This is a genomic window from Agrobacterium sp. rho-13.3, assembly GCF_033957765.2.
Classification (GTDB): domain Bacteria; phylum Pseudomonadota; class Alphaproteobacteria; order Rhizobiales; family Rhizobiaceae; genus Agrobacterium.
Genome location: NZ_CP192775.1, coordinates 282,962 through 304,951 on the forward strand (window position 1 = coordinate 282,962; position 21,990 = coordinate 304,951).

The 21,990-nt window shown below is 55.5% G+C and carries 18 protein-coding genes and 1 pseudogene; 14 read left to right on the forward strand and 5 right to left on the reverse strand.

All coding sequences use genetic code 11. The features are described 5' to 3' along the window. The first annotated feature begins 136 nt into the window (after window positions 1-136). Both RMR16_RS16175 and RMR16_RS16180 read left to right on the forward strand, forming a co-directional pair. Window positions 137-1,156, forward strand: coding sequence for a sugar ABC transporter substrate-binding protein (locus tag RMR16_RS16175; RefSeq protein WP_320199851.1), 1,020 nt, complete (start codon window positions 137-139; stop codon window positions 1,154-1,156). A gap of 484 nt (window positions 1,157-1,640) precedes the next feature. Next, window positions 1,641-2,825, forward strand: a complete 1,185-nt coding sequence (locus RMR16_RS16180; RefSeq protein ID WP_320199704.1) for an ROK family protein — start codon at window positions 1,641-1,643, stop codon at window positions 2,823-2,825. On the opposite strand, the gene RMR16_RS16185 is transcribed toward RMR16_RS16180, so the two are convergent. The 4 genes from RMR16_RS16185 to RMR16_RS16200 all read right to left on the reverse strand — a co-directional run bounded on the left by RMR16_RS16185 (window position 2,803) and on the right by RMR16_RS16200 (window position 6,574). Beyond that, window positions 2,803-3,855: a sugar phosphate isomerase/epimerase family protein gene (locus RMR16_RS16185; protein WP_320199705.1), complete on the reverse strand. Its 1,053-nt coding sequence runs from the start codon at window positions 3,853-3,855 to the stop codon at window positions 2,803-2,805. The two genes, RMR16_RS16180 and RMR16_RS16185, sit on opposite strands and share 23 nt — an antisense overlap. A 44-nt stretch (window positions 3,856-3,899) precedes the next feature. Then, window positions 3,900-5,150 (reverse strand): NAD(P)/FAD-dependent oxidoreductase, encoded by a 1,251-nt coding sequence (locus tag RMR16_RS16190; RefSeq protein ID WP_320199706.1) that lies wholly within the window; start codon window positions 5,148-5,150, stop codon window positions 3,900-3,902. A 9-nt stretch (window positions 5,151-5,159) separates the two neighbouring features. After that, entirely contained in the window at window positions 5,160-5,471 is a 312-nt protein-coding gene (locus RMR16_RS16195; RefSeq protein ID WP_320199707.1) for a MocE family 2Fe-2S type ferredoxin, read from the reverse strand. A gap of 92 nt (window positions 5,472-5,563) precedes the next feature. Further along, window positions 5,564-6,574 (reverse strand): sterol desaturase family protein, encoded by a 1,011-nt coding sequence (locus RMR16_RS16200; RefSeq protein WP_413785995.1) that lies wholly within the window; start codon window positions 6,572-6,574, stop codon window positions 5,564-5,566. 320 nt (window positions 6,575-6,894) lie between these two features. Here RMR16_RS16200 and RMR16_RS16205 point away from each other — a divergent pair. The 4 genes and pseudogenes from RMR16_RS16205 to RMR16_RS16220 all read left to right on the forward strand — a co-directional run. After that, window positions 6,895-7,002: pseudogene (locus tag RMR16_RS16205) on the forward strand (LacI family DNA-binding transcriptional regulator); the annotation flags it as partial. A 105-nt stretch (window positions 7,003-7,107) separates the two neighbouring features. Then, window positions 7,108-8,001, forward strand: coding sequence for a substrate-binding domain-containing protein (locus tag RMR16_RS16210; RefSeq protein WP_432355351.1), 894 nt, complete (start codon window positions 7,108-7,110; stop codon window positions 7,999-8,001). Between the two features lie 183 nt (window positions 8,002-8,184). After that, window positions 8,185-9,765 carry an FGGY-family carbohydrate kinase gene (locus RMR16_RS16215; protein WP_320199710.1) on the forward strand — a complete coding sequence of 527 codons (1,581 nt, stop codon included), beginning with the start codon at window positions 8,185-8,187 and terminating at the stop codon, window positions 9,763-9,765. A gap of 19 nt (window positions 9,766-9,784) precedes the next feature. Further along, complete coding sequence (locus RMR16_RS16220; protein WP_320199711.1) at window positions 9,785-10,753, forward strand: sugar-binding transcriptional regulator; 969 nt, start codon at window positions 9,785-9,787, stop codon at window positions 10,751-10,753. 222 nt (window positions 10,754-10,975) lie between these two features. Here the strand turns inward: RMR16_RS16220 and RMR16_RS16225 are convergent, their stop codons facing one another. Beyond that, complete coding sequence (locus tag RMR16_RS16225; protein WP_320199712.1) at window positions 10,976-12,037, reverse strand: LacI family DNA-binding transcriptional regulator; 1,062 nt, start codon at window positions 12,035-12,037, stop codon at window positions 10,976-10,978. A 115-nt stretch (window positions 12,038-12,152) separates the two neighbouring features. On the opposite strand from RMR16_RS16225, the gene RMR16_RS16230 reads away from it, so the two are divergent. From RMR16_RS16230 to kduD, 8 genes are all read left to right on the forward strand, one after another. Then, window positions 12,153-13,253 carry a glycoside hydrolase family 88/105 protein gene (locus RMR16_RS16230; RefSeq protein WP_320199713.1) on the forward strand — a complete coding sequence of 367 codons (1,101 nt, stop codon included), beginning with the start codon at window positions 12,153-12,155 and terminating at the stop codon, window positions 13,251-13,253. Next, window positions 13,250-14,086 carry a 5-dehydro-4-deoxy-D-glucuronate isomerase gene (gene kduI, locus RMR16_RS16235; protein WP_320199714.1) on the forward strand — a complete coding sequence of 279 codons (837 nt, stop codon included), beginning with the start codon at window positions 13,250-13,252 and terminating at the stop codon, window positions 14,084-14,086. Before RMR16_RS16230 ends, kduI begins: the two co-directional genes overlap by 4 nt. Next, entirely contained in the window at window positions 14,083-16,566 is a 2,484-nt protein-coding gene (locus tag RMR16_RS16240) for a hypothetical protein (protein WP_413785984.1), read from the forward strand. The genes kduI and RMR16_RS16240 overlap by 4 nt, the downstream gene beginning before the upstream one ends. 83 nt (window positions 16,567-16,649) lie before the next feature. Next, the gene (locus RMR16_RS16245) at window positions 16,650-17,918 is read left to right on the forward strand and encodes an ABC transporter substrate-binding protein (protein ID WP_320199716.1); all 1,269 of its coding nucleotides are present in this window, start codon (window positions 16,650-16,652) and stop codon (window positions 17,916-17,918) included. A gap of 114 nt (window positions 17,919-18,032) precedes the next feature. Continuing rightward, the gene (locus tag RMR16_RS16250; RefSeq protein ID WP_320199717.1) at window positions 18,033-19,073 is read left to right on the forward strand and encodes a carbohydrate ABC transporter permease; all 1,041 of its coding nucleotides are present in this window, start codon (window positions 18,033-18,035) and stop codon (window positions 19,071-19,073) included. Then, a complete protein-coding gene (locus tag RMR16_RS16255) occupies window positions 19,070-20,122 on the forward strand; it encodes a carbohydrate ABC transporter permease (protein ID WP_320199718.1) in 1,053 nt (350 codons plus the stop codon). The genes RMR16_RS16250 and RMR16_RS16255 overlap by 4 nt, the downstream gene beginning before the upstream one ends. Window positions 20,123-20,131: 9 nt before the next feature. After that, window positions 20,132-21,217 carry an ABC transporter ATP-binding protein gene (locus RMR16_RS16260; protein ID WP_320199719.1) on the forward strand — a complete coding sequence of 362 codons (1,086 nt, stop codon included), beginning with the start codon at window positions 20,132-20,134 and terminating at the stop codon, window positions 21,215-21,217. Continuing rightward, window positions 21,183-21,959, forward strand: a complete 777-nt coding sequence (gene kduD / locus RMR16_RS16265; protein WP_320199720.1) for a 2-dehydro-3-deoxy-D-gluconate 5-dehydrogenase KduD — start codon at window positions 21,183-21,185, stop codon at window positions 21,957-21,959. The genes RMR16_RS16260 and kduD overlap by 35 nt, the downstream gene beginning before the upstream one ends. The last annotated feature ends 31 nt before the right edge of the window (window positions 21,960-21,990 follow it).

Sequence of the window (21,990 nt, forward strand, 5' to 3'; positions counted from 1 at the left end):
TAAGGTAAATTACTTTAATATTGACAGGAATTATTCCTTTCTATTAGGTGTTATTTCGACTTGGGAGAGTGGACAATTTCAATCTGAACCAAAGAAATTTCTCATTTCAAGACCGCAATTTTCACGGGAGGAAACAATGAAAAAATTGAACATAGCTGCATTGGCAGCTTTGATTGCTGCATGTGCAGTCGGACCTTCACAGTCTGCCGACATAAAGGCGTGCCTCATCACCAAGACGGATTCCAATCCTTTTTTTATGAAAATGAAAGAAGGAGCCACTGCAATGGCGAAAGAGCTGGGCATCACCCTCAATGCATATGCTGGGAAAGCGGACGGTGACGCCGACAGTCAAATCAGTGCCATCGAAAGCTGCATAGCCGCCGGTGCCAAAGGCATACTTCTGACAGCATCAGACACCAAAGGCATCGTAACTTACGTACAAAAAGCGCGTGATGCCGGCATGGTCGTGATCGCGCTTGACACCCCTCTGGAACCCACAGAAGCCGCGGACATGACGTTCGCGACAGACAACAGCATCGCTGGTAAATTAATTGGGCAGTGGGCTAGAGAGACACTGGGCGACAAGGCGAAAGATGCAAAAATCGGGTTTCTGGACCTCAATGCAGCCCAGGTCTCCGTCGATGTTTTGCGAGACCAGGGCTTCATGCTGGGCTTTGGGATAGATGCCAAGAATCCCAATAAGATCGGCGATGAAACCGACCCACGCATCATTGGCCACGGCGCAAGCAACGGCAATGAAGAAGGCGGACGAACCGGAACCGAAAGCCTGCTGCAAATCGATCCTGCAATCAATGTGATTTACACGATCAACGAACCGGCTGCTGCCGGTGCATATCAGGCCCTCAAAGCCGTTGGGCTCGAAAAAAGCGTGTTGATCGTATCTGTGGATGGCGGCTGCCCCGGCGTTAAGAACGTGGCAGACGGCGTTATTGGAGCAACGTCGCAGCAGTATCCGCTTCAGATGGCGGCCCTCGGCGTTGCAGCCATCAAAAAATTCGCAGATACCGGTGAAAGGCCAAAGCCCTCGGAAGGCAAAGCGTTCTTCGACACCGGCGTCACTCTCGTGACAGACAAGCCGGTCTCCGGGATAAAAAGCATCGATACGAAAGAAGGCTTGGCGAAGTGCTGGGGCTAATGACATCCGCCTGCTTGGTCTGGATCATTTAAAGCGCAGTCTTTAAATCACAGCGTGCGTTGGCAGTCGTCCACTCGGTGACTGCCAACAGACAGCCCTTAAAAACGTGACGGCGGCTTCAACCCTGCGTGCCGAGAAAGAACGTAGTCGCATCAAGGCGTTCAAAGCACTTATAACTGTAGGCTACCGCCTCCAGAGATTTCGGCGAGAACCGCGCAGGGGCACCCCCGTTTTAAGGAGCATATCGAGGCGGAAAGGGTAAAAATCACCCGTATCACGAAATACTAAAGTAAATTACTATAATTATTATGTTATACTGGATGATGTGCTACGATCTGAAATTGGGCTTGCCTTCTGGGCCATTCGCGTCCACGCCGATCAAAAAAACTCGCACAGAAAGTCTACTCCCATGGCCCGCGCACTTGATCTCGCTCAGTTTAAGGGAAGCAATTCGGGTCAGCTCCGACACTTCAATGAGCGCGTCGTGCTTGATGTTATACGGCGTCTTGATGTCGCATCGAAAGCCGATGTTGCAAGGACGACAGGACTGACACCCCCTGCCATCGCCACGATTATGGATTCACTTGAATCGTCCGGATATCTTGTCCAAAAGGGAAAGAAGTTCGGCGGCAAAGGTCAACCCTCCGTCATGTATGAACTTGCACCGGACGGCGCCTTCTCCATCGGTATTCATATTGGACGGCGTGCCATAGATGCTGTTTTGACCGGTTTTGCCGGGCAGCGGCTCATGGAACAGACTTTCGAATACGATTACCCCCATCCAGATCAGGTGAGAACGGTTGGCAACGACCTCATAAAAAAATTCAAATCGAAGTTGGGAAAACGCGTTGACAGGGCCGTGGGCATAGGAATTGCCGCCCCATATTTTCTTGGTGGCTGGGGAGAGGAACTGGAATTTGCATCGGAAATCAGCGCGCAATGGCGTTCTATCGATCTACGAACGTTTTTCCACCAGCCTAAAAATGTCCTTCCTGTGTTTACAGAGAACGACGCCTCTGCGGCTGCGGTGGCGGAACTCGTCTACGGAACAGGAAAAACGTGCCGAGATTTCATCCACCTGTCGATCAACACGCTCATTGGTGGTGGCGTGGTTTTGGATGGCACTTTGCAAAGCGGCCCCAACGGCAATGCAGGTGCCTATGGCCCGATGCCTGTCACCAAGTCGTCACTATCGACAGTGCGGTCTTCTTCCGGCTCCTTCGAAATCCTTTTGAAGCGCGCGTCCATTTACATTTTGATGCGGCATTTGCGTGAGAACGGCGTGCCGATCAATCGTGCGAAGGACATTCTTGCCGTCGAAGGCAATGGCCCCGCTCTCGTCAATGAATGGCAGGACGATTGCGCCGACGCTCTGGCCCAGGCAATCATCTCGAGCATTTCGGTCATCGACGTTGACGTCATTGTCATAGACGGCATTCTTCCGAAACCTATCCTGATTGACACCGTCGACAGAATTCGCGCCCGCTTTACTGAGTTATTACCGGCTGGCCTGGTTGCACCAACTATCGTTGCTGGAGAATTCGGTGCTTGGGCAGCCCCTGTTGGTGCAAGCATCCTGCCACTTCACGCCATGTTCGGCCCCGATCGCGGTGTCCTGACGAAAGTTGCGACCGAGAGAAAGCCGATCATGATCGGCGCGGTGACGTAAGACGTCCTTCCAGTCTCTCCTTTTTACCGTCACGCAAAACGGCTATTTCATCCCTCAGCCAATGGCCGCAAGCGACAGCATTTTCAAAAATCGAATACTTTCCACCGCCGCCATAATCGGCGAACGGGATGAATTCGACGGAAATCTGGCCGAGAGGGCTGGCGGGATCGGCAGCATGGTGGCTTAGAAGCAGCCGCATCGAATCCTTCCAAGGGTCCAGCGCAGAAGCGCTCCAAGGCGCATGATACTGCCCCTCTTCAGGTTTGATGAAGGGATACTGGATGCCGCGTCCCACTCTCCCATCCGGGTGATGGGCGTTGATGTTCTTGGGATTGTTCGGAACAGCCGATCGCGCATGGGCGTGCCACACGAGATTACGGTTGATCCACCGACCCATGACATTGTTGGGCTTCGACGGATCGAGAACAACCGATCCGTCCTCCAAATCTTGCCGCAGATTGAGAACTTCCTCTTCTTGGGCATTGTCCATTTTGAAGATCAAGTGGCTCGGATCCAGCGTCAGCCGGAATGGCCGCCCGCCCGCTTCGACCAGATTTGCAACCTGCTCCACGCGACAAAAATCTTCCGACCACATATCAACATGGACCTCGAAAACAGGTAGGCACCCAAGCTTTTCGCCAATGTCCGCAGCACGTGCATATGCCTGTGCAATCTCCTCATTGGAGGCGATATATCCCCGCTCATGATGTCGGAGCATCTGGACGTTCAGGACTTTGCTGCCAAGGGAAGCCGCGATCTGCAAATGCTCCTCCAACAGCGTTTCGTCACGCCCTACCTTGTAGATGTATCCACATGCACGAACAGGCAGTTCATACTTGGCGCTCAGGTCGCGATAGGCCTTGAGTTGTGTGGTTGGAGGGTCGATATCCAGGTAATCGAAAATCCCGGCATTTCGAACCATGTCGAACTTGGTTTCGAGATCGAAAGGCGCTTGTGAGTCCGTGTGCATGATCGCGTTCTCGGCAATGCCGATCGGCAACTCAGTCGAATGGAGGTTCTGCGTGGTCATGATAGGCCAATCCGTTTGCAAAGAAATACGCCGTTCAACTGCGCTCAATCCTTGTTGAGATTTTTGAGTAGGTCTTTGAGTTTGAACGATGGATTGCTGAGGTCTGCGGCGTCTGGATGCGCGCGCAGGGCTATCAACATCTCGGCAATTCGAATTTCCTTGGCGATAATGTTGTTGGCACCGACCGCACTTGCCGAAAGTAGCCGCCCATCCGGGGCCAAATGAAAATAGACCGAGGTGTTCTCGTCCAGCTTACGCTCGACCGTGCTACAGCTTGGATCAAAGAGCCCTGCGACTTGTAAAGTCTCGTCATATTGATCGGACCAGAACCACGGGACTGCCGAATAGCGGGTTTTGAAACCCAACATGTTGGCAGCAACGATGGCCCCCTGATCTTGGGCATTCCGCCATGCTTCCAGCCTCACCCGTCGTCCATCGTAGAGTTGATGAGGGAACGAACAGCAATCTCCTGCGGCAAAGATATCGGGATCGCTCGCCTGAAGGTAGCTATCGACACTTATGCCGTTTTCTACGGCCAGACCACAGGCCGAAGCCAGATGCGTTTCCGGTATTGCGCCGATGCCTGCCACGATAAGATCACAAACCAGGACTGCACCGTCCTTGAGCCGGACGGAGTACTGTTTGCCATCTCCTGAAACCTCTTCGATCTCAACAGATGTCCGGATATCGACCCCAGCATTGCGGTGTCTATCCGTAATCCGTTCTGCCACAACCTCTGGCACGCCTCGCATCAGCAGACGCGGCGCGGTTTCCAGAATTGTGACCTCACAGCCCCTCGCGATCGCGCTTGCTGCGATTTCCAGTCCGATAAAACCACCACCAATGACGATAAGCCTTGATCCGGGTTCAAGTCTGTGACGAAGCTTCAGCGCATCGGAAAAGGTTCGCAGATACAGAATATTTTCGGCAGACGCACCTGTGACACCCAAACGGCGCGGCAAAGCGCCTGTGGCCAGAAGCAGTTTCGAATATTGAAGGTCACGGCCGTCGCTAAGGGACACACTCCGTGCAGAGCGATCAATTTTCTCCGCTATGACATTCGGTATAAAATCGATCGATCGTTCCGCAAGTTCCAGATGGTTTGAAATGATCTTGGGAGCATCGGGCAACAGTTCGGACGTAATAACAGCCTTTGACAGCGGAGGTCGCTCATAGGGAGCATGTTCTTCATTCCCGACCAATGAAATGGAGCCTTTGAAGCCGCGTTCACGAAGGCTTACAGCCGCCCTCACGCCCGCTTCGCCTGCTCCGATGATAACAATAGCCTCGGTCATGACTGCCTCCTAGGCGATTTCGATCAAAACAAGGCCATCTTCGACTTTGACCGGATAAGTCTTCAGGTTGACGCAGACCGGTGCACCCTTGGCCTGGCCCGTGCGGTAATCAAACCGGCCGTTGTGCTTTGGACATTCGACAATGCCGTCCATCACAAAAGCGCCGGCGAGATGGACGGCTTCGTGGGTGCAAAAACCGTCCGTCACGTAATAATCGTCATCTTGCCCCCGAAAAATTGCAAAGCTTTTGGCGCCATGATCGAAGCGAATGACTTCTTCCTCTTCAACGGCGTCGACCGCACATGCTTCCACCCAAGCCATGGTATCCTCCGAATATATTGTGTTGGCTCATCGTTTTTGATGAATGGTTTGGCCAGCAACATCAGCAACTGGCCAAGACATTCAGCGCGCCTTTATGCAGGCGGGTTCCATTTTGCGGCACGTATCGCGAGACGCTTTTCCATCTCCTGCTGCTTTTCCGGCGTGCCGTCGTGGAAAGTACCGAACCATTTGTCGAGCGGGATGAGCGCGTCGGCGTAGTTGCATTCGAAATACTTGTGGTGGAGGTAGTGGGCGTAACTGTGCGTGTCGATTGTCTTGTCATCACCGACCACGAGCTTATCGAAGCCCGAATGGGTTTGGGCCGGACCGAGCGCTTTTAGAATAAGCTGCACAGTAAAATGGAGCGCGTTCGATGGCACGATCAGATAGATCAGCGCGCTTGAAAAATACAGCAGGTGCTCGACAGGGTGCATCGCCAGGCCGGAAAACGGACCGGGATTGACATTGTTGTGGTGGACCGAGTGCACATATTTATAAAGCGGTGGCCAATGGATCAGGCGATGGATCACATAGAAATGGAAATCGGCCCAGAATGGCGTCGCCAGAATAAGAAGCGTGCAGTAAATCGGGTGCTCTGACCAACTGACATATGGTGTGTAGCCGTTCGACGAGGCCCAAAGCATCAGAGTTTCAAACGCTGTCCAGATTGGAACAGCACTTGCGAACGTCCAGATCAGATTGTCGATATTCTGGTTGTTGAAAAGAAACGCGCTATTATCTTTCGGCGGCCATTTGGCATCATATTTGAAATCACTGCCCTGCGCCTTTTGAATGTAGAGCCGAACATGCCACGCGCCATAGAACGCCAGAATGATGAGCGCATTGCGGACCAGCAGATAAGCAATCCAGTCGATACTGAGAGTTTGCGTGGTCTCCATGGCAGGGGTCAGGAAACGCCAAACCAAAAACGCGATGAACACGAAGGTGACGTTCCACGGCAGGAAAAAGCCGTCAAAGCTCACCAACCATTTGACAAAGCGAACCGGCCGAAACGGCCAATCCAGAACGGGAGCGAATTGAATCTTCCCGTGCGGTTTCCAGTCGCCTCGTTTGTTACGAGTTCCGTACTTTAGGTCATCCATGCTGCCAGCTCCCGTCTGTGCGATGTGTTTTACTGCCTGGGAAGCTAACATGGTGAACGGCAAACTATCAATTACTGATAGATTTATCTAGCAATCTATCATTTTTTGACGTTATTAATGATAGATTATATTGCATAATGATAGACTTTGGAGGGATTCAGAAAATCTGATGATATTTTCTGGTAAAAATGATAAATAAATCATCGAAATACGTGATCATTGTATCTATCATGCTTGAACTCTGAGACAGCATATAGAGGTTCTGCTCATGAGAATCCGGGCGGTTTCTTGGAAAAACTTCCAACAAGGAGGTCGAATTGATGGTCTCGCATCGCGGTCGCAAAGGTGACCGGCCAACCGTTGCAGACGTTGCCCGTCAGGCTGGCGTCAGTGTCGCAACAGTCGATCGCGTGATAAATGCGCGTCTTCCAGTCAAAGCGAAAACGGCTATTCGCGTTCGGGAAGCGGCTGAAGCCGTCGGTTTTCACGCAGCCCCGCTCATTCGCCAGCGCTCGGAACCCGACAAGCCCATCATGACGTTGGGCTTCATTCTTCAAAAGCACTCCGTCCAGTTTTATGGTGCCCTGGGCGCAGCGCTGAGCGATGCGACCCTATCAAATCCTGCGATCCATGGCGTGCCGGTTGTCGAATATCTCGATGATCTCACACCGGCTTTCGTCGCCGAGCGAATTCGCAAGATGGCCGCACGAACCGACGGAATAGCGCTCGTGGCGGCGGACCATCCTTATGTCAGCAAAGCAATTCTCGACGTCAAAGAGATGGGAAAGCCGGTCGTTACACTCCTCAGCGATCTGTCTGCGTCGGCTCGTTCCGCATATATCGGTGTGGACTGGCGTAAGACGGGTCGCACTGCCGGATGGGCGATGACCAATTTGACGAAGCAGAGCGGAGATGTCGCGATCATTGTCGGAAGCCACCGATATCTTGCAACCGAAGTCTGCGAAATCAGCTTCCGCACCTATGTCCGCGAAAACGCTCCGCATTTGCAGCTGCTTGAGCCGCTGGTCAATTTCGAGGAGCCGCGCCTCGCTTATCAAGGGACTTTGGACCTCCTTCAAAAAGCGCCAAATCTGGTTGGGATATATATGGTTGGCGGCGGCGTGGAGGGCGTTATGGACGCTTTACGGGAAGCTAACGCCACAATGCGTATCACGACGATCTGCCACGATTTGACAAACGATACACGTGAGGGACTGGTTGACGGCGCAATCAATTTCGTCATCCATCAACCACGAGAAGCCCTGGCAAGAGCAACTGTTCATGCGTTGCTGGGAGCTATCAATGCATTGGTCGATCATTCGGATGATACTCGTTCAATCGCCCCCCAGAATAAGAGCGTCAACCTAAACCAGATGCCATCTCAATTTATTGTTCCAATTGAACTTTATACCGCAGAGAATATTTAGAGCTTTGACCATCATTCGGGAAATGAGGTCAATTTCAGCGCCAGCGAGACGAAAAATCTCCCGGTTGAGCCGAGACGGCGGTAGCCTCAAACGACCATTGAGGTATCGTACAGCGTCGAGACGTTACTGCGCATCTCGCAAAAGCGCGACGGGCGCGCACGCTGACGTAGAGAGGCTTGTTTCTTGAGCGACCGGTATCTGATTGGAATCGACTTTGGAACTGCGTCTGCTCGCGGCGTTTTGGTCGAGATAACCTCTGGCAAGCAGGTCGATTATGTCGTGTCGGAATATCCGCACGGCGTGATCAGTGCCTCTCTTCCCAACGGCGATCGCCTTCCGTCCGGGTTTTCGCTCCATCATCCTGCTGACTACATCAAAACCGCCCTAGATATTCTCACCAAGCTTGGGCGCGGTAAGGATATAGCCGGGATTGGAATTGCATCGACAGCATCGTCACCGATGCCTGCGCGTGCCGATGGCTCTTCGCTGGTCAAACAGTTTCCAGATGATCCTCAAGCCTATGTCAAACTCTGGAAACATGCGCGGGCGCAACCTTTTGCAGACGATATCAATGAGCAAAACAGAGAGCGTTTCCTGCCTTACACATGGCGGATTTCCGGTGAGGGATTGATCGCCAAGGCTGCCGAAACAAGCGAAACATCCCCGGCGGTGTGGAACATTGCCGACAAGTTCATCGAGGTGGGCGATTGGGTCGTCTGGCAACTGACTGGAGGCGAATTTCGCAGCTCGGACTTTGCATACTTCAAGGCGCTGTATTCGCAAGATAGCGGCTTCCCCAACGGCCTGGTCGCAGGGCTGGAAGAGAAACTGTCTCCGCCTCATTCGGTTGGTAGCGCTGCTGGTTGCCTTTCAGAAACTTGGGTTTCAAAGACCGGAATCATAGGCACGCCTGTTGTCTCTGTCGCATCCATCGATTCCCACGCTGTACTGCCTGCTGTCGGCGTGACATCTCCGGGCACGATGGTCGGTGTACTCGGCACGTCTTCCGGCTTCATTTTTCTCGATAGCGAACCGCGTGCACTTCCTGATGGATTTGAGGCCAGTGCTTTTGGAGCGGCATTGCCGAACATCTGGTGTTGCGAGGCTGGTCAGGCTGGATTTGGAGACACATTGGGTTGGTTCATTCGAACCTTCCCCTGCCCGGCTAAAACTGGTGAAGAGTTTGATTGGTACAATGGCAAGGCCGATCTGTTGAAGCCCGGCCAGAGCGGATTGATTGCTCTTGACTGGTTCGGCGGAAACCGTGTGCCTTACGCAGACAAACTACTGAGTGGATGTTTGATCGGGCTACGCATCGACACATCGCCTGTCGACATTTATCGCGCCCTTATCGAATCTCTCGCCTTCGGCATCAGAGCTATTTTGGAACGAGGCGAGCGGGGACGACTAACAATAGAGCGTGTGGTCTTGACCAGTGCCATTGCACGAGGCAACAGCTTTCTGGTCAAAACAATCTGTGACGTGCTGGGGCGTGCGGTTTATGTGCCCAATATCGAGCAGGCCACGGCAATGGGTGCCGCAATTCATGCCGCTGTGGCCAGTGGAACCGTGGCGAACTTTAAGGAAGGCGCAAGTCGATTTGGATGCCGCGAATACCGTATTTTCGAGCCTGATGCCGAGCGTGCCATCGTCTACGATAGACTGTATGCGGACTATTTTGCCCTTTGCTCCGATGAGAAAATTCTAAAAACAATGCGGAACTTGAGTGCCGCGATGACGATCGGCGACAATTCGCCGATTTGAGAAAACAAGAGGTCTGACGTTGGGCTACGAAACAGAAAACGCAAAACAGGACAGTGCGGCACGTGCAGCATGGCTTTACTTCATTGCAGGCAACACACAGGAAGAGATCGCGCAAAAACTGAGAATTTCACGGCCAACAGCACAACGCCTCGTCTCTCTTGCCCTCTCAAATCGCTATGTCACGTTCAGATTTGAACACCATGTCGCCACCTGTATGGAACTGTCGGAGCAAATGCGTGCCCGTTTCGGCTTGAAGTACTGCGACATAGTCCCAACAGACCCTAGCAACCCATCGTCCAACGCTGGGGTCGCCACCAGTGCCGCGGCCTTCATCGAACAAACGCTGTCTGCTCCCTCACCCATCACCATGGCGGTTGGAACAGGACGGACGCTGCGTGTCGCGGTCGATTTGATACATCCCATGGAATGCCCACAGCATACGCTCGTCGCGCTGGTGGGAAACATTGCAATGGATGGTTCAGCGAGTTTCTTTGATGTTCTAAGTCGGCTTGCCGACCTCACCAAAACGCGTCACTTCCCCATCCCGTTGCCAGTACTTGCGGACAATGAGGAACAGAGAGACTTGTTGACCTCGCTGCGGATCGTTCAAAGAACACACGCCCTTGCGCAAGCCGCAGAAGTCACTCTGGTTGGCGTGGGACAAATGGATCTGGATGCACCTCAGCATATCGACGGATTTATCTCCAGAGAAGAGCTCCTGCACCAAATGAGGCAAGGAGCGGTTGGCGAGATCACGGGTTGGAGCTTTGATGCGAGGGGCGAAATCCTAGAAGGAGGCGTCAATGCCCGGCTAACGTCGGTTCCGATCAGCTCCGGCAAGGATCGGCTCGTCGTGGGCGTGGCTTCTGGCGAAAAAAAAGCCAAATCGATCTTTTCTGCTATCAACGGGCAGATCATAAATGGCCTGATCACAGATGAAGCGACAGCAACGCTCATTCTCGCGCAAAAAGTTGATGCCGGGTCTTGAAGCTTTCGATATCGACATCGGACCACGGCATCTGTCTCGGCTTTGCTACGCAAAACATATGTTGCGTCCCATCACCAGGTCGTCCTGACGGAACTGCCGCCGAACATGCGCCTTAAGATCGTTTCCGCCGCTTTGGCGTGATGCATCACCTCTGTGACCAGAGGTCAGAACAGGGCTAACCTTTGGCATTAGCCGTCGTATATCGTGGTTAAGCCGGCATGATTATGTGATGAGGATGGGGCGGTAGGCAGCGGTGGATGCGCGTTCCACGAGATGGCAGGCCAGTTCGACGCGGCGCGGTGGCATCGGCAATCCGGAGAGGCTATCGCGCAACAGATCAAGTGCGACCGAGCCGATTTCGCGCATGGGGATGTGCATGGTTGTCAGCGGCGGATTGAGGAAAGCCGCTTGCGGAAGGTCGTCCATCCCCATCACCGAAACATCGCCAGGTACAGAATACCCCCGCTGCTGGACACCCATCATCGCGCCGACGGCCAAGCTATCGCCTGCGGCGAGCACAGCGGTAAAGTCCAGGCCACGCGCCTCTATCCGATTTGCAATCGCTTGCGCCGCCAACTCAGGCAGCCAATCCTCGACCGGCACCACCAGATCGGAATCATGGGCAAGTCCATGATGCAACAACGCATCTTTCCAGCCTTCGTAGCGCCGCTCGATGGTGCGCCGACCGGGCCGCATCAGAAACAAGATGCGCTCGTGGCCAAGCCCGATCAGATGATCAGCAGCCAGCCGCGCGCTGGAACGGTTGCAGGGTGTGACGCTGGAAAGACGCATGAAAGGATCGTCGCTATTGAGCAGCACCACCGGCTTATCGAAGCTGCGTGTCGCCGCCAGCATGCCCTCGTCGTCGACAGTCAGAAACAAAAGACCCGCAACTTCCGGATCGTCCTGCGCTTCTTTGAGAACGGCCAGTTCCTCGTTGCGATCGGCGATCGGTCGGGTCACGATTTCGAGCCCGAGCGCCTGTGCACGTTCATTCAGGCCTTCAAGCACATAAAGGGTGAATTGGTTGCGGACATAATCGATCATGGCAGCGCTCGACGCTGCCAGAATGACTTTTTGGCCAGCAACAGCCGTCGGGATGACGTAATTGGCAATCTTGGCCGCTTCCAGCACCCGATGACGTATCTCTGGCCTTACACCTTTTTCACCGGCGATAGCCCTTGAAGCAGTGCTAAGCGATACGCCGCAAGCCTCGGCGATGTCCTCCAAACGCACGCGTTTGCTCTTTTTTCCGCGTTTACCCGCGACAGGTTTGACAGCCATATCGATCTCCGTTGCGGCAATATGAAAAAAATTTTCAGATTGCGCAACAAAATTCACTGTGCATTTATTTCGCCAACAAACCGCTACCAAAAGCGGAACATTCGGAGGAGCATTCATGGGTCCAAATGGCCGCGAAATTCGCGACGGCCTAAATCGTCTTGTCGCCGGAACAACCGGTCTCAAGCACGACGGTCGTTTCCATGAGCCTAATCTCGATGGCACCGCAGGTGACTACATCAGCTTCGACAGCTGGGAATGGCCGCAGGGTGTTGGCCTTTATGGCTTGATCAAGCTTTGGCTTTTTACCGATCGCGATGATCTCCGCCAGCTCGTTGAAGACTGGTATACTCGCCGTATCGATGCCGGTCTGCCCCAGATCAACGTCAACACGACAGCCCCTATGCTCGGCCTGTCGGTCCTGTGGGCAAAAACCCGCGACCCTCGCTGGCAGCCGGTTCTCGATGACTGGGCAAATCGAGTGATTGCCGAACTCGGACGCACGCCGGAAGGCGGCTTCGAGCACCATGTCTCGGACAAGGTCAATCACGACGAACTCTGGGACGATACGCTCTATATGGTGGCGCTGTTCCTCGCATCCTACGGTCAGGCAAGTGGACGCCGCGAACTGGTCGATGAAGCATCACGACAATTTCTCGTCCACACCCGCTATCTTGCAGACCCCCAGACCGGGTTGTGGTTTCATGGCTGGACGTTTGATGGGCGACACAATTTCGCAAGAGCGCGCTGGGCGCGGGGAAATGCCTGGATAACAGCGGGATTGCTCGATCTCTTCGACCTCGCCGACCTCGCCATACCTGTAAAGGATTTCCTGCAAGGCGTGCTGGTGGCACAGGTCGATACGCTCCTGTCGCTGCAAGCGCCGTCCGGTGCATGGAATACATTGCTGGACGATCCAACGTCCTATGAGGAAATCTCCGCCACCGCCGGGATCGGTTATGGCCTGCTCAAAGGTTATCGTCTCGGGCTCGGCACCCCAGCTTGGCGCGACGCTGGCCTAAAGGCTTTGCAGGTGGTGATGGACAATATCGATGAGACCGGGACCGTCGGCAATGTCTCCTATGGCACCCGCATGGGCCATGATCTCCAGTTCTACAAGGACATCCCCATTCAGCCGACCGGCTATGGCCAGGCCCTGGCGATCCTGTGCCTTTCCGAAGGTCTGGAGCATGTGGGACAGGAAGGACAACCAGCATGACGATGAAGATTTTGTACGGAGCAGCACCACAAGACGTCAAAGGTTATGACACGGAAAAGCTACGTGATGCCTTTCTGGTAACAGATCTGTTCGTCCCGGATGCCGCCAATTTCACCTATACACATGTGGATCGACTGCTTATCGGCGGTGCGATGCCGGTGTCCACAAGCCTTGCTTTCGGATCCGGCGCCGAGATCGGCACGCCCTATCTCCTATCGGCACGCGAAATGGGTATCGCCAATCTGGGCGGTACGGGTACCGTGACAGTCGACGGCCAATCCTTCACGCTGGAAAATCGTGACGTTCTTTATCTGGGCCGTGGCGCCCGCGATATCAGCATGACGAGCCTTTCGGACAAAACACCCGCACGGTTCTATATGAACTCCGTCCCCGCTGGTGCCGATATCCCGCACAGGCTGATCAAGAAGGCGGAATCGAAGGCCATCGATCTGGGCGACAGCCGCCGGTCGAACAAGCGACGGCTCGCCATGTATATCCATCCGGAAGTCGCGCCGTCCTGCCTGCTGTTGATGGGCATTACCGATCTTGCCGAGGGCAGCGTCTGGAACACCATGCCGCCGCACCTGCACGAGCGCCGCATGGAAGCGTATTGTTATTTCGACATGGCGGCGGAAGATCGTATCATTCATCTGATGGGCCGCCCTGAAGAAACGCGTCATCTGATCGTCGCCAATGGCGATGCGGTGCTGTCCCCCGCTTGGTCTCTCCATATGGGTGCGGGCACCGGCCCCTATGCTTTTGTCTGGGGCATGACAGGAGAAAATCAGGAATATAACGATGTGGCCCCGGTGGCCTTGGCAGAGCTGAAATGACACCGATGAAAACTTTTATGAACCGAGACCTGAACACCGGCGACGCCATCCGCTACTGGCAGCTGGGAACCATTGCCGAAGAACGCTTCGACGTTCCTGACGCCCCGATGAAGGGCGAGATGGACCCGTTCTTCTTTCTGACCAAACACAAAAATTTCATTCCGCATGAATATCCCTGCCGGACGATATTTGCCGAAACCTACCGCGGTAAACGGCCTGAGGTGCGCGGCACCTTCGATGCTGCACGCTGGTGGCTTCCTTTCGGCTCGCCGCGGCTTGATCTCTCAGGTTTCTGGTTCCGTCCAACCAGGCTTGCCACCTGGGCTCAAACGTTCATCGTGGCCGAAAAGGCGGGAACGGCCAAAATCAGGCTTGGCACATGCGGTGGCGCGGTTGTCTGGCTGAACGGGACCGAAGTTGGCTGGATGGCCCCCTATAGCCGTAATCTCGAGGCGAAGGCTGAATTCGACCTGCCGCTGAAAGAAGGCCAGAACGAAATCACGATCTTTTTCGATGACCTCGCCGAACGCGACGCCCGCTATTTCTTCCAACTCGATTACGTTGACGGCCCTGCCGCCAGCGTTGCCGTACCGGTGCCAATCGAAGGCAAAGTGGCACAGACGATCGAGGCTGCTCTTGAAGGTATGCATCTTGACAAGACCGCTTATTTCGAAGGCGATATAACACTGCTGCTTGCCGAACCGCTGCCAGTGGATGTCGAGGTGAATGTCGCGATCGAAGGCGACTTCATGTCGAGAGAGCGCTTCGACTACGACTTCACACTCAAGGCCGAAGCGACAAGTCTGGTCATCGGCCCGTCGGAAAAAGCGCCTGCCGATTTCCGCCATCTCCGCATCACGCTCAAGGTTGGCGGCTTCGTCGCCTCGCGGTCTCTGGGTATCGAAATATGCCATACGGCCCGTCAGGGCACGGCAGCGGTAACACTCGCCGGGCGCATCACCGAGACGCTGACCGAAGTGTCGGAATTCTCCGAACGCGATACGGTGCGGGCATTCGCCCGGCTGGCAAGCGGTCGTGGCGGTGCCGATACGGATGCGATGATCGACGAAATTCTGCCGTCGATCGAAGATTGCCATGATTGCGCCGACTTCTCACTCGTACCATTGATCTGGTCACGAACGGTCTGGGGCAACGACATCGGCGCCGCAACCCGCGCCCGGATTGATCGGGCAATCCTGAATTTCCGTTACTGGATGGACGAACCCGGCAACGATGTGCAGTGGTATTTCTCCGAAAACCACGCTCTGCTGTTCCACACATCCGCCTATCTTGCCGGTCATCTGCTCGCTGATGAAACCTTCTCCCGCTCTGGCCGCAAGGGTGCCGAGCAAAGCGCAATTGGTGCCAGCCGCGTGCGTGCCTGGCTCGATCATTTCGAGGCGTGGGAAATGGCGGAGTTCAACTCCGCACCTTACTTCCCGATTGATCTGAAGGGGCTAACGGCCCTCGCCGCACTCTCGCCCGATGCCGATATTGCCGAACGCGCAAAGAAGGGCATCGTGCGCCTGTGCGAAGTCATCGCCCGCTCTGCCCATCACGGCATGGTCACGGCAGCGCAGGGACGTTCCTATGAGCATACGCTTTGCGCTGGCCGCTCGCTGGAGCTTTCAGCCGTTGCCCGCCTTCTGTGGGGTGCAGGCTGGTACGGTCGCCGTGTCCACGCATTGCCGCAGCTTGCAGTCTGCCTGCGCGATCACGGTCTGATCGTGCCGGAAAGCCTGGCAGCCGTTGCGAGCCATCAGTCCGATGAACATCAGGAATGGCGGTTTGCGCAGGGTCAGGACCGCTTTGCAGCGCTCTATCACTACAAGAGCCGTGATTTCGCCATGGGTTCCGCCGCTCATTATCGCTGGAACGAATGGGGTTATCAGGAAACAATCCTGCATCTTCGCATCGGCAAGCGGCCCGAGGCCGCCGTCTGGATCAACCATCCGGGCGAAACAATCCAGTTCGGGTACGGTCGACCCTCCTTCTGGGGCGGTTGCGGCACCCTCCCTCGCGCCCACCAGTATCGCGGGTTGGCCGTACTCGACTTTTTGACGTTCGAAGAACAGCCGGATTTCACCCATGCGTGGTTCCCGGTTGCCGAATTCGATGAAAGTGCCGTTCACGGACGCGTTGCTGCTGCCCGAAGCGGCAACGGCGCGGTGATCCTTCTGGGCAGCACAGACCTGCAACCCGTGACAACCGGACCTTCGGCCAATGCGGAACTGCGCCAGTACGGTCAGAACACCCGCTGGATCGTCCGCGTCTGCGAGGCATCTGATCTCGCAACGGCGCAAGGCCGGTTCACCTCGCTGGAAGTCGAGGAGACGGCAGACGGCGCGCTGGTGGTACAAGACCCTGATTATGGCACGGTGACGTTCCTCAAGGATGGCTCGGTCAAAGCCGAGGGTCGAACGATCGTTCCCAAGGACTTCACGGTCGCGGGCGAGGTTGCCATGCTGGCCGCACACTAATGGCACAGCGCCGGCACGGACAAGCCGGCGCCGAGTTTACATGCGGGCAAGGAGAAGGCCCGCACCCAAAGGAGGAGGAAGACATGACCAAGGCAAGAACGATGCTCGCGGCATTTGCCGTCGGACTTTTGACATCCACGGCGGCACTTGCCGGTGATGTACGTATCATGTGGTATTCCGATGGCGTGGAAGGCGCGGTCCTCAAAGACCTCATCGACCGCTTCATGACAGTTAATCCGGATATCAAGGTCACTATCGACAACGTTTCCTATAGCGTGGTCCGTGAGCAGCTTCCGGTACAGCTCGAGGCTGGCGACGGGCCAGACATTGCCCGTGTCACCAACCTGAAGGCACAGAGCAAACATTGGCTGGACCTGCGGCCATTGGTGGCCGATGCCGCCTATTGGGACAAGAATTTCGGCGATCAGGCTGACTGGATGCGTCCCGATGGCTCCAACCAGATTTCCGGTTTCATGACGCAGATCACGCTCACCGGCGGCTATGCGAACAAGACGCTGTTTGATCAGGCTGGCGTGGCCATGCCCGGCAAGGACGCCACATGGGACGACTGGGCAACAGCTTCCAAACAGGTTGCCGCGAGCCAGAAATTGCCGTTCCCAATGGCTCTCGACCGTTCCGGACAACGCATCACTGCGCCCAATATCGCCTTTGGAGCCAACTTCATCGGCGCTGACGGAAAGCCTGCAACACTTGATGCCGGATCAAAAACCTTCATCTCAAAGTTTCTGGGTTGGATCGAAGACGGCACGATGAGCAAGGACGTCTGGGTCTCGGCGGCAGGCTCGACCTATCGCGCTGGCGCCGACGACTTCATCAACGGTCAGGTCGCCTTCTACTATTCCGGCTCCTGGCAGGTGCCAAACTTCTCGGCCAAGATCGGCACCAACTTCGATTGGGTTGCGACCGGCAGCCCATGTGGCCCGGCAAACTGCACCGGCATGCCCGGCGGCGCTGGCCTGGTGGCGATCAAATACACCAAAAACCCGAAGGACGTTGCCAAGGTCATGGATTATCTGGCCAGCGAACCGGTGGTGAAGGAGTTTTCCGAGCGCACCTTGTTCTTGCCAGCGCATAAGGGCGTGGTCGAAAAGGGTCTGGACTTCAAGACGAACGATCCGCAGGCCAAAGCGGCTCTCGACATCTTCGTCAAGGCGACGGGTGCAATTGCCGACCTCGCTCGCAAATTGCCAGGCTGGACATGGTCCGACACTGTCTACGGTGCGGTTGTCACCCGCGTCAGTCAGGCAGCAGCAGGAGAGATGAAGCTCGACGAGGCTTATTCCCGCATCGATGCGGATATTGCAGCCAAGGTTAAAGACTCGGCTCTCTAACCAGACGAACCACGGGCGGCAGCGAATAAATCCGTTTTAGCCGCCCGAGATTCCTATCTCAAATATTCGCCAAGCTGTGGCGCAATTTGTCCGACAACAGGAGAGTGATCACCCATGGCAGAGACCTTCCGCCAAACCAGCCGGAGCCGCATCGGTCAAAGTCTGGGGACGATTGCCGCTGTACCGGTGCGCCTTGCCATGAGCATTATTGACGTACCCTTGCGCTGGATCCAAAAGAAATTTGGCCTCGGTGGAATGGCGGCATTCTTCCTGCTTCCGAATATGCTGATTTTCGTCGTCTTCGTGCTGCTGCCATTTTTCATCAATTTTGCCTATTCGATGACAGGCGGCACCGCGCTGTTTCTGTCGGACCGCACCTTTGTCGGCGCCGATCAATATGCCCGGTTGTTTGACTGCTCGAATTATCTGAACCCAAACACCTGCGCGGAAGATACGTTCTGGACGGCAGTGAGCAACACCGGCTGGTTTGTCATCCTGCAAGTGACGTTGATGATCGGCGCCTCGCTGATCACCGCACTGATCCTCAATCGCGATCTGAGAGCACGCAGCTTCTGGCGCGCGGTGTTCTTCTTTCCGGTGCTGCTGTCACCCGTCGTCGTCGGCCTGATCTGGAAATGGATTCTGCAACGACAGGGCCTTCTGAATTTCGGCCTCTACAGCTTCGGATTCGAGCCGCATGTATGGTTGAATGACCGCAACTGGGCATTTGCCGCAGCCGTCGGCGTTTCGATCTGGGCGCATATGGGTTTCTATACGCTCATCATTCTTGCCGGTCTGCAAGCCATTCCCAAAGATCTTTATGAAGCGGCGGAGATGGATGGTACGCGCGCAATGCGTGTCTTTACCCGCATTACTTTGCCACTCCTGATGCCGAACCTGCTCGTCGTCATCGTCCTTGTCCTGATCAGAGCCGTACAAATCTTCGACGAGGTCTATGTATTGACCGGCGGCGGCCCTGGAACCAGCACGGTTTTCGTCACGCAGTACATTTACGAAACCGGCTTTGCAGCCCAGCTCCGCAATCCCGGCCTTGCGTCCGCCGCCTCAATTTTGATGGGCATCGTGCTCGTCGTCCTCACACTCCTGCAGCTCGGCCTGAGCCGATCGCGCGATAAGAAAGGAGTTCAGAAATGAGCCGCGCCTTACAATTTCTACTTCGCCGCAAGGGCGGCAAAGGCTGGCACTGGACGGATATCGTCACATGGGTTTGGCTGATCGCCGGTTTGTTCGTGATGTTCGGTCCTGCCGTCTGGCTGACCGCGTCGTCATTCAAGTCGCCTGCCGCACTCGCCGAATTTCCGCCAACGATCCTCCCATATGTCACTCAGAAAGTGACGGTCGAAGGCTATGATAAGCCACTCGATCTCTACACAGCAACGTTGGAGGACGGCAGCACGACGGTGCTTGCCGAAGTCCGCCGCATCGGTACGATCAGCCAGATGGTTGACCCGAAGAAACCGGCTGAGATCGTCAAGGTCAACATTGGCAAGCGAACCCCGGTCCGGGAGATTTCCTTTGCGACCGAGAACTATACCGAACCCTTCACCCATTTCGATTTCGTCCGCTATCTCTGGAACTCGGTCTTCGTCACCGTGACCGCGACGCTGATTACGCTGGTCGTCAATTCCATGGCCGCGTTCGCACTGAGCAAATATGAGTTTCGCGGTCGCACCTTTGCCATGCTTTTGATCCTCGCGACGCTGATGGTGCCCCTGTCTGTGATCATGGTGCCGCTCTATTCGATCATCTCTGCTCTTGGCCTGTTCAACAATCTCTGGGGCGTGATCCTGCCAACGGTGGCAACACCGACCGGCGTGTTCATTTTGCGTCAATATATGCTGACAATCCCCGATGAATTGCTCGATGCTGCCCGTATGGACAAGGCTTCGGAGTGGCAAATCTACTGGCGGATCATTCTCCCGCTGACGGCACCCGCGCTCGCTGTGCTCGCCATTTTCTCAGTCGTCTGGCGATGGAACGACTTCCTGTGGCCACTGATCGTGCTGTCGCGAAAAGAGCTTTATACATTGCAGGTCGGTCTCAGCATCTATTCCGGGGAACTGAACGTTCAATGGCATTTCATCCTGGCGATGACGGTCGTGACCATGATCCCCGTGGTTCTGGTCTTCCTCTTCCTGCAACGCTTCATCACCACCGGCATCGCCGGAACCGGCCTGAAATAAGGGTTTATCATGGGACATATCAAACTCACCAACGTCGCAAAGTCTTTCGGGGCGGTCGATGTGCTACATGATATCAATCTGGAGATCGCAGACGGCGAGTTCGTCGTTTTCGTCGGGCCATCGGGCTGCGGCAAATCGACACTTCTGCGCACAATCGCCGGACTTGAAAACCCGACGAGCGGTGAACTTGCCATTGATGGCAAGGTTGTCAACGAGGTAACCGCTGCCGATCGTGGGCTCGCTATGGTGTTTCAGTCCTATGCGCTCTACCCGCATATGAGCGTCCGCCAGAACCTCGCCTTCGGGCTGGAAAACAGCAAGATGCCGAAGGCTGAAATCGCCACCCGCATCGCCGAGGCAGCAAAGATGCTCGAGATAGACCACTATCTCGAGCGCCGTCCCGGCCAGCTCTCCGGCGGTCAGCGTCAGCGTGTCGCGATCGGCCGGGCAATCGTGCGCCGTCCCGTCGCATTCCTGCTGGATGAGCCGCTTTCCAACCTCGATGCCGAGTTGCGTGGTTCGACCCGCGCCGAGCTGGCAGCACTGCATGCAAGACTATCGGCGACTATGATCTACGTGACGCATGATCAAATCGAGGCGATGACCCTTGCAGACCGTATCGTCGTTTTACGCGCTGGCCGCATCGAGCAGATCGGCACACCGATGGAGCTTTACAACTCCCCGGCAAACCGCTTCGTTGCCGGCTTCATCGGCTCGCCCCACATGAATTTCCTCGAAGGCTCGGTGGAACCATCGTCCTCCGGCAAGGCCGTCGCCACCTTTGCCGGTGGCAATAAGCTGGAACTGCCGGTGGCGACAAGCAGCTTGGCCAACGGCGCCCCTATTACGCTTGGCGTCCGTCCGCAGCATATCTCGATCCGTACCGACGGCGAAGGCATTCCCGCCAAGATCAAGCTGGTCGAAGCGCTCGGTTCCGAAACCATCCTTCACACCGACGTCGCAGGCCAGAAAATCCTTGTTGTCGCGCAGGGGCAGCATGATTTGACAGCGGGTACTGATATCCGTCTGTCGCTGTCGTCGGCTCCCCTGCATCTGTTCGATGATAAGGGGCTGCGAATTGAACACGCTGTTTGATCTCTCCGGCAAGGTGGCACTGGTCAGCGGTGCACGGACTGGACTGGGCCAGGGTATGGCACTAGCGCTCGCCCGCGCAGGTGCAAATATCGCTGCTCTTGGCTCAAGCCCGATGCCAGAAACGGCCAAAGCGATCACTCAAACCGGTCGCCTTTTTCTTAACCTCGAAGTCGATCTCTCAAAGAAATTCGATGCGAAAGGTGTTATCGAGTCATTTCTGTCAGCCCTTGGCGGCATCGATATCCTGGTCAACAATGCCGGGATCATCCGCCGCGCCGATCTGCTCGACCATTCGGAAGAGGACTGGGACGATGTTATCGACGTCAATCTGAAGTCAACCTTTCTGCTGTCACAGGCAGCGGCGCGGCATATGGTCGAAACAAAGCGGCCGGGACGGATCATCAATGTCGCGTCGATGCTGTCATACCAAGGCGGCATTCGCGTCCCCGCCTATACCGCCTCCAAACACGGCATTGCCGGCTTGACGAAAGCCATGGCCAACGAGCTTGCGCCACACGGCATCACCGTCAACGCTATCGCTCCCGGCTACATGGAAACGGACAATACCGAAGCGTTACGCAACGATCAGGTCCGAAACGCCCAGATTTCCGCGCGTATTCCGATGGGTCGCTGGGGCACGCCGGACGATCTTGCGACAGCGGTATTGTTCCTTGCATCTCCCGCCTCAAGCTATGTGACCGGCATTACCGTTCCCGTCGATGGCGGATGGCTGGTGCGATAACCGCACCAATCCCATTTCAGCGCAGATGAGC

What these genes read in the sequence shown, in the direction of transcription:
- RMR16_RS16175 (WP_320199851.1), top strand. Translation starts at nt 137, where the DNA reads ATGAAAAAATTGAACATAGCTGCATTGGCAGCTTTGATTGCTGCATGT.
- RMR16_RS16185 (WP_320199705.1), bottom strand. Translation starts at nt 3,855, where the DNA reads ATGACCACGCAGAACCTCCATTCGACTGAGTTGCCGATCGGCATTGCC.
- RMR16_RS16190 (WP_320199706.1), bottom strand. Translation starts at nt 5,150, where the DNA reads ATGACCGAGGCTATTGTTATCATCGGAGCAGGCGAAGCGGGCGTGAGG.
- RMR16_RS16195 (WP_320199707.1), bottom strand. Translation starts at nt 5,471, where the DNA reads ATGGCTTGGGTGGAAGCATGTGCGGTCGACGCCGTTGAAGAGGAAGAA.
- RMR16_RS16200 (WP_413785995.1), bottom strand. Translation starts at nt 6,574, where the DNA reads ATGGATGACCTAAAGTACGGAACTCGTAACAAACGAGGCGACTGGAAA.
- RMR16_RS16210 (WP_432355351.1), top strand. Translation starts at nt 7,108, where the DNA reads ATGACGTTGGGCTTCATTCTTCAAAAGCACTCCGTCCAGTTTTATGGT.
- RMR16_RS16225 (WP_320199712.1), bottom strand. Translation starts at nt 12,037, where the DNA reads ATGGCTGTCAAACCTGTCGCGGGTAAACGCGGAAAAAAGAGCAAACGC.
- RMR16_RS16230 (WP_320199713.1), top strand. Translation starts at nt 12,153, where the DNA reads ATGGGTCCAAATGGCCGCGAAATTCGCGACGGCCTAAATCGTCTTGTC.
- kduI (WP_320199714.1), top strand. Translation starts at nt 13,250, where the DNA reads ATGACGATGAAGATTTTGTACGGAGCAGCACCACAAGACGTCAAAGGT.
- RMR16_RS16240 (WP_413785984.1), top strand. Translation starts at nt 14,083, where the DNA reads ATGACACCGATGAAAACTTTTATGAACCGAGACCTGAACACCGGCGAC.
- RMR16_RS16245 (WP_320199716.1), top strand. Translation starts at nt 16,650, where the DNA reads ATGACCAAGGCAAGAACGATGCTCGCGGCATTTGCCGTCGGACTTTTG.
- RMR16_RS16250 (WP_320199717.1), top strand. Translation starts at nt 18,033, where the DNA reads ATGGCAGAGACCTTCCGCCAAACCAGCCGGAGCCGCATCGGTCAAAGT.
- RMR16_RS16255 (WP_320199718.1), top strand. Translation starts at nt 19,070, where the DNA reads ATGAGCCGCGCCTTACAATTTCTACTTCGCCGCAAGGGCGGCAAAGGC.
- RMR16_RS16260 (WP_320199719.1), top strand. Translation starts at nt 20,132, where the DNA reads ATGGGACATATCAAACTCACCAACGTCGCAAAGTCTTTCGGGGCGGTC.
- kduD (WP_320199720.1), top strand. Translation starts at nt 21,183, where the DNA reads ATGATAAGGGGCTGCGAATTGAACACGCTGTTTGATCTCTCCGGCAAG.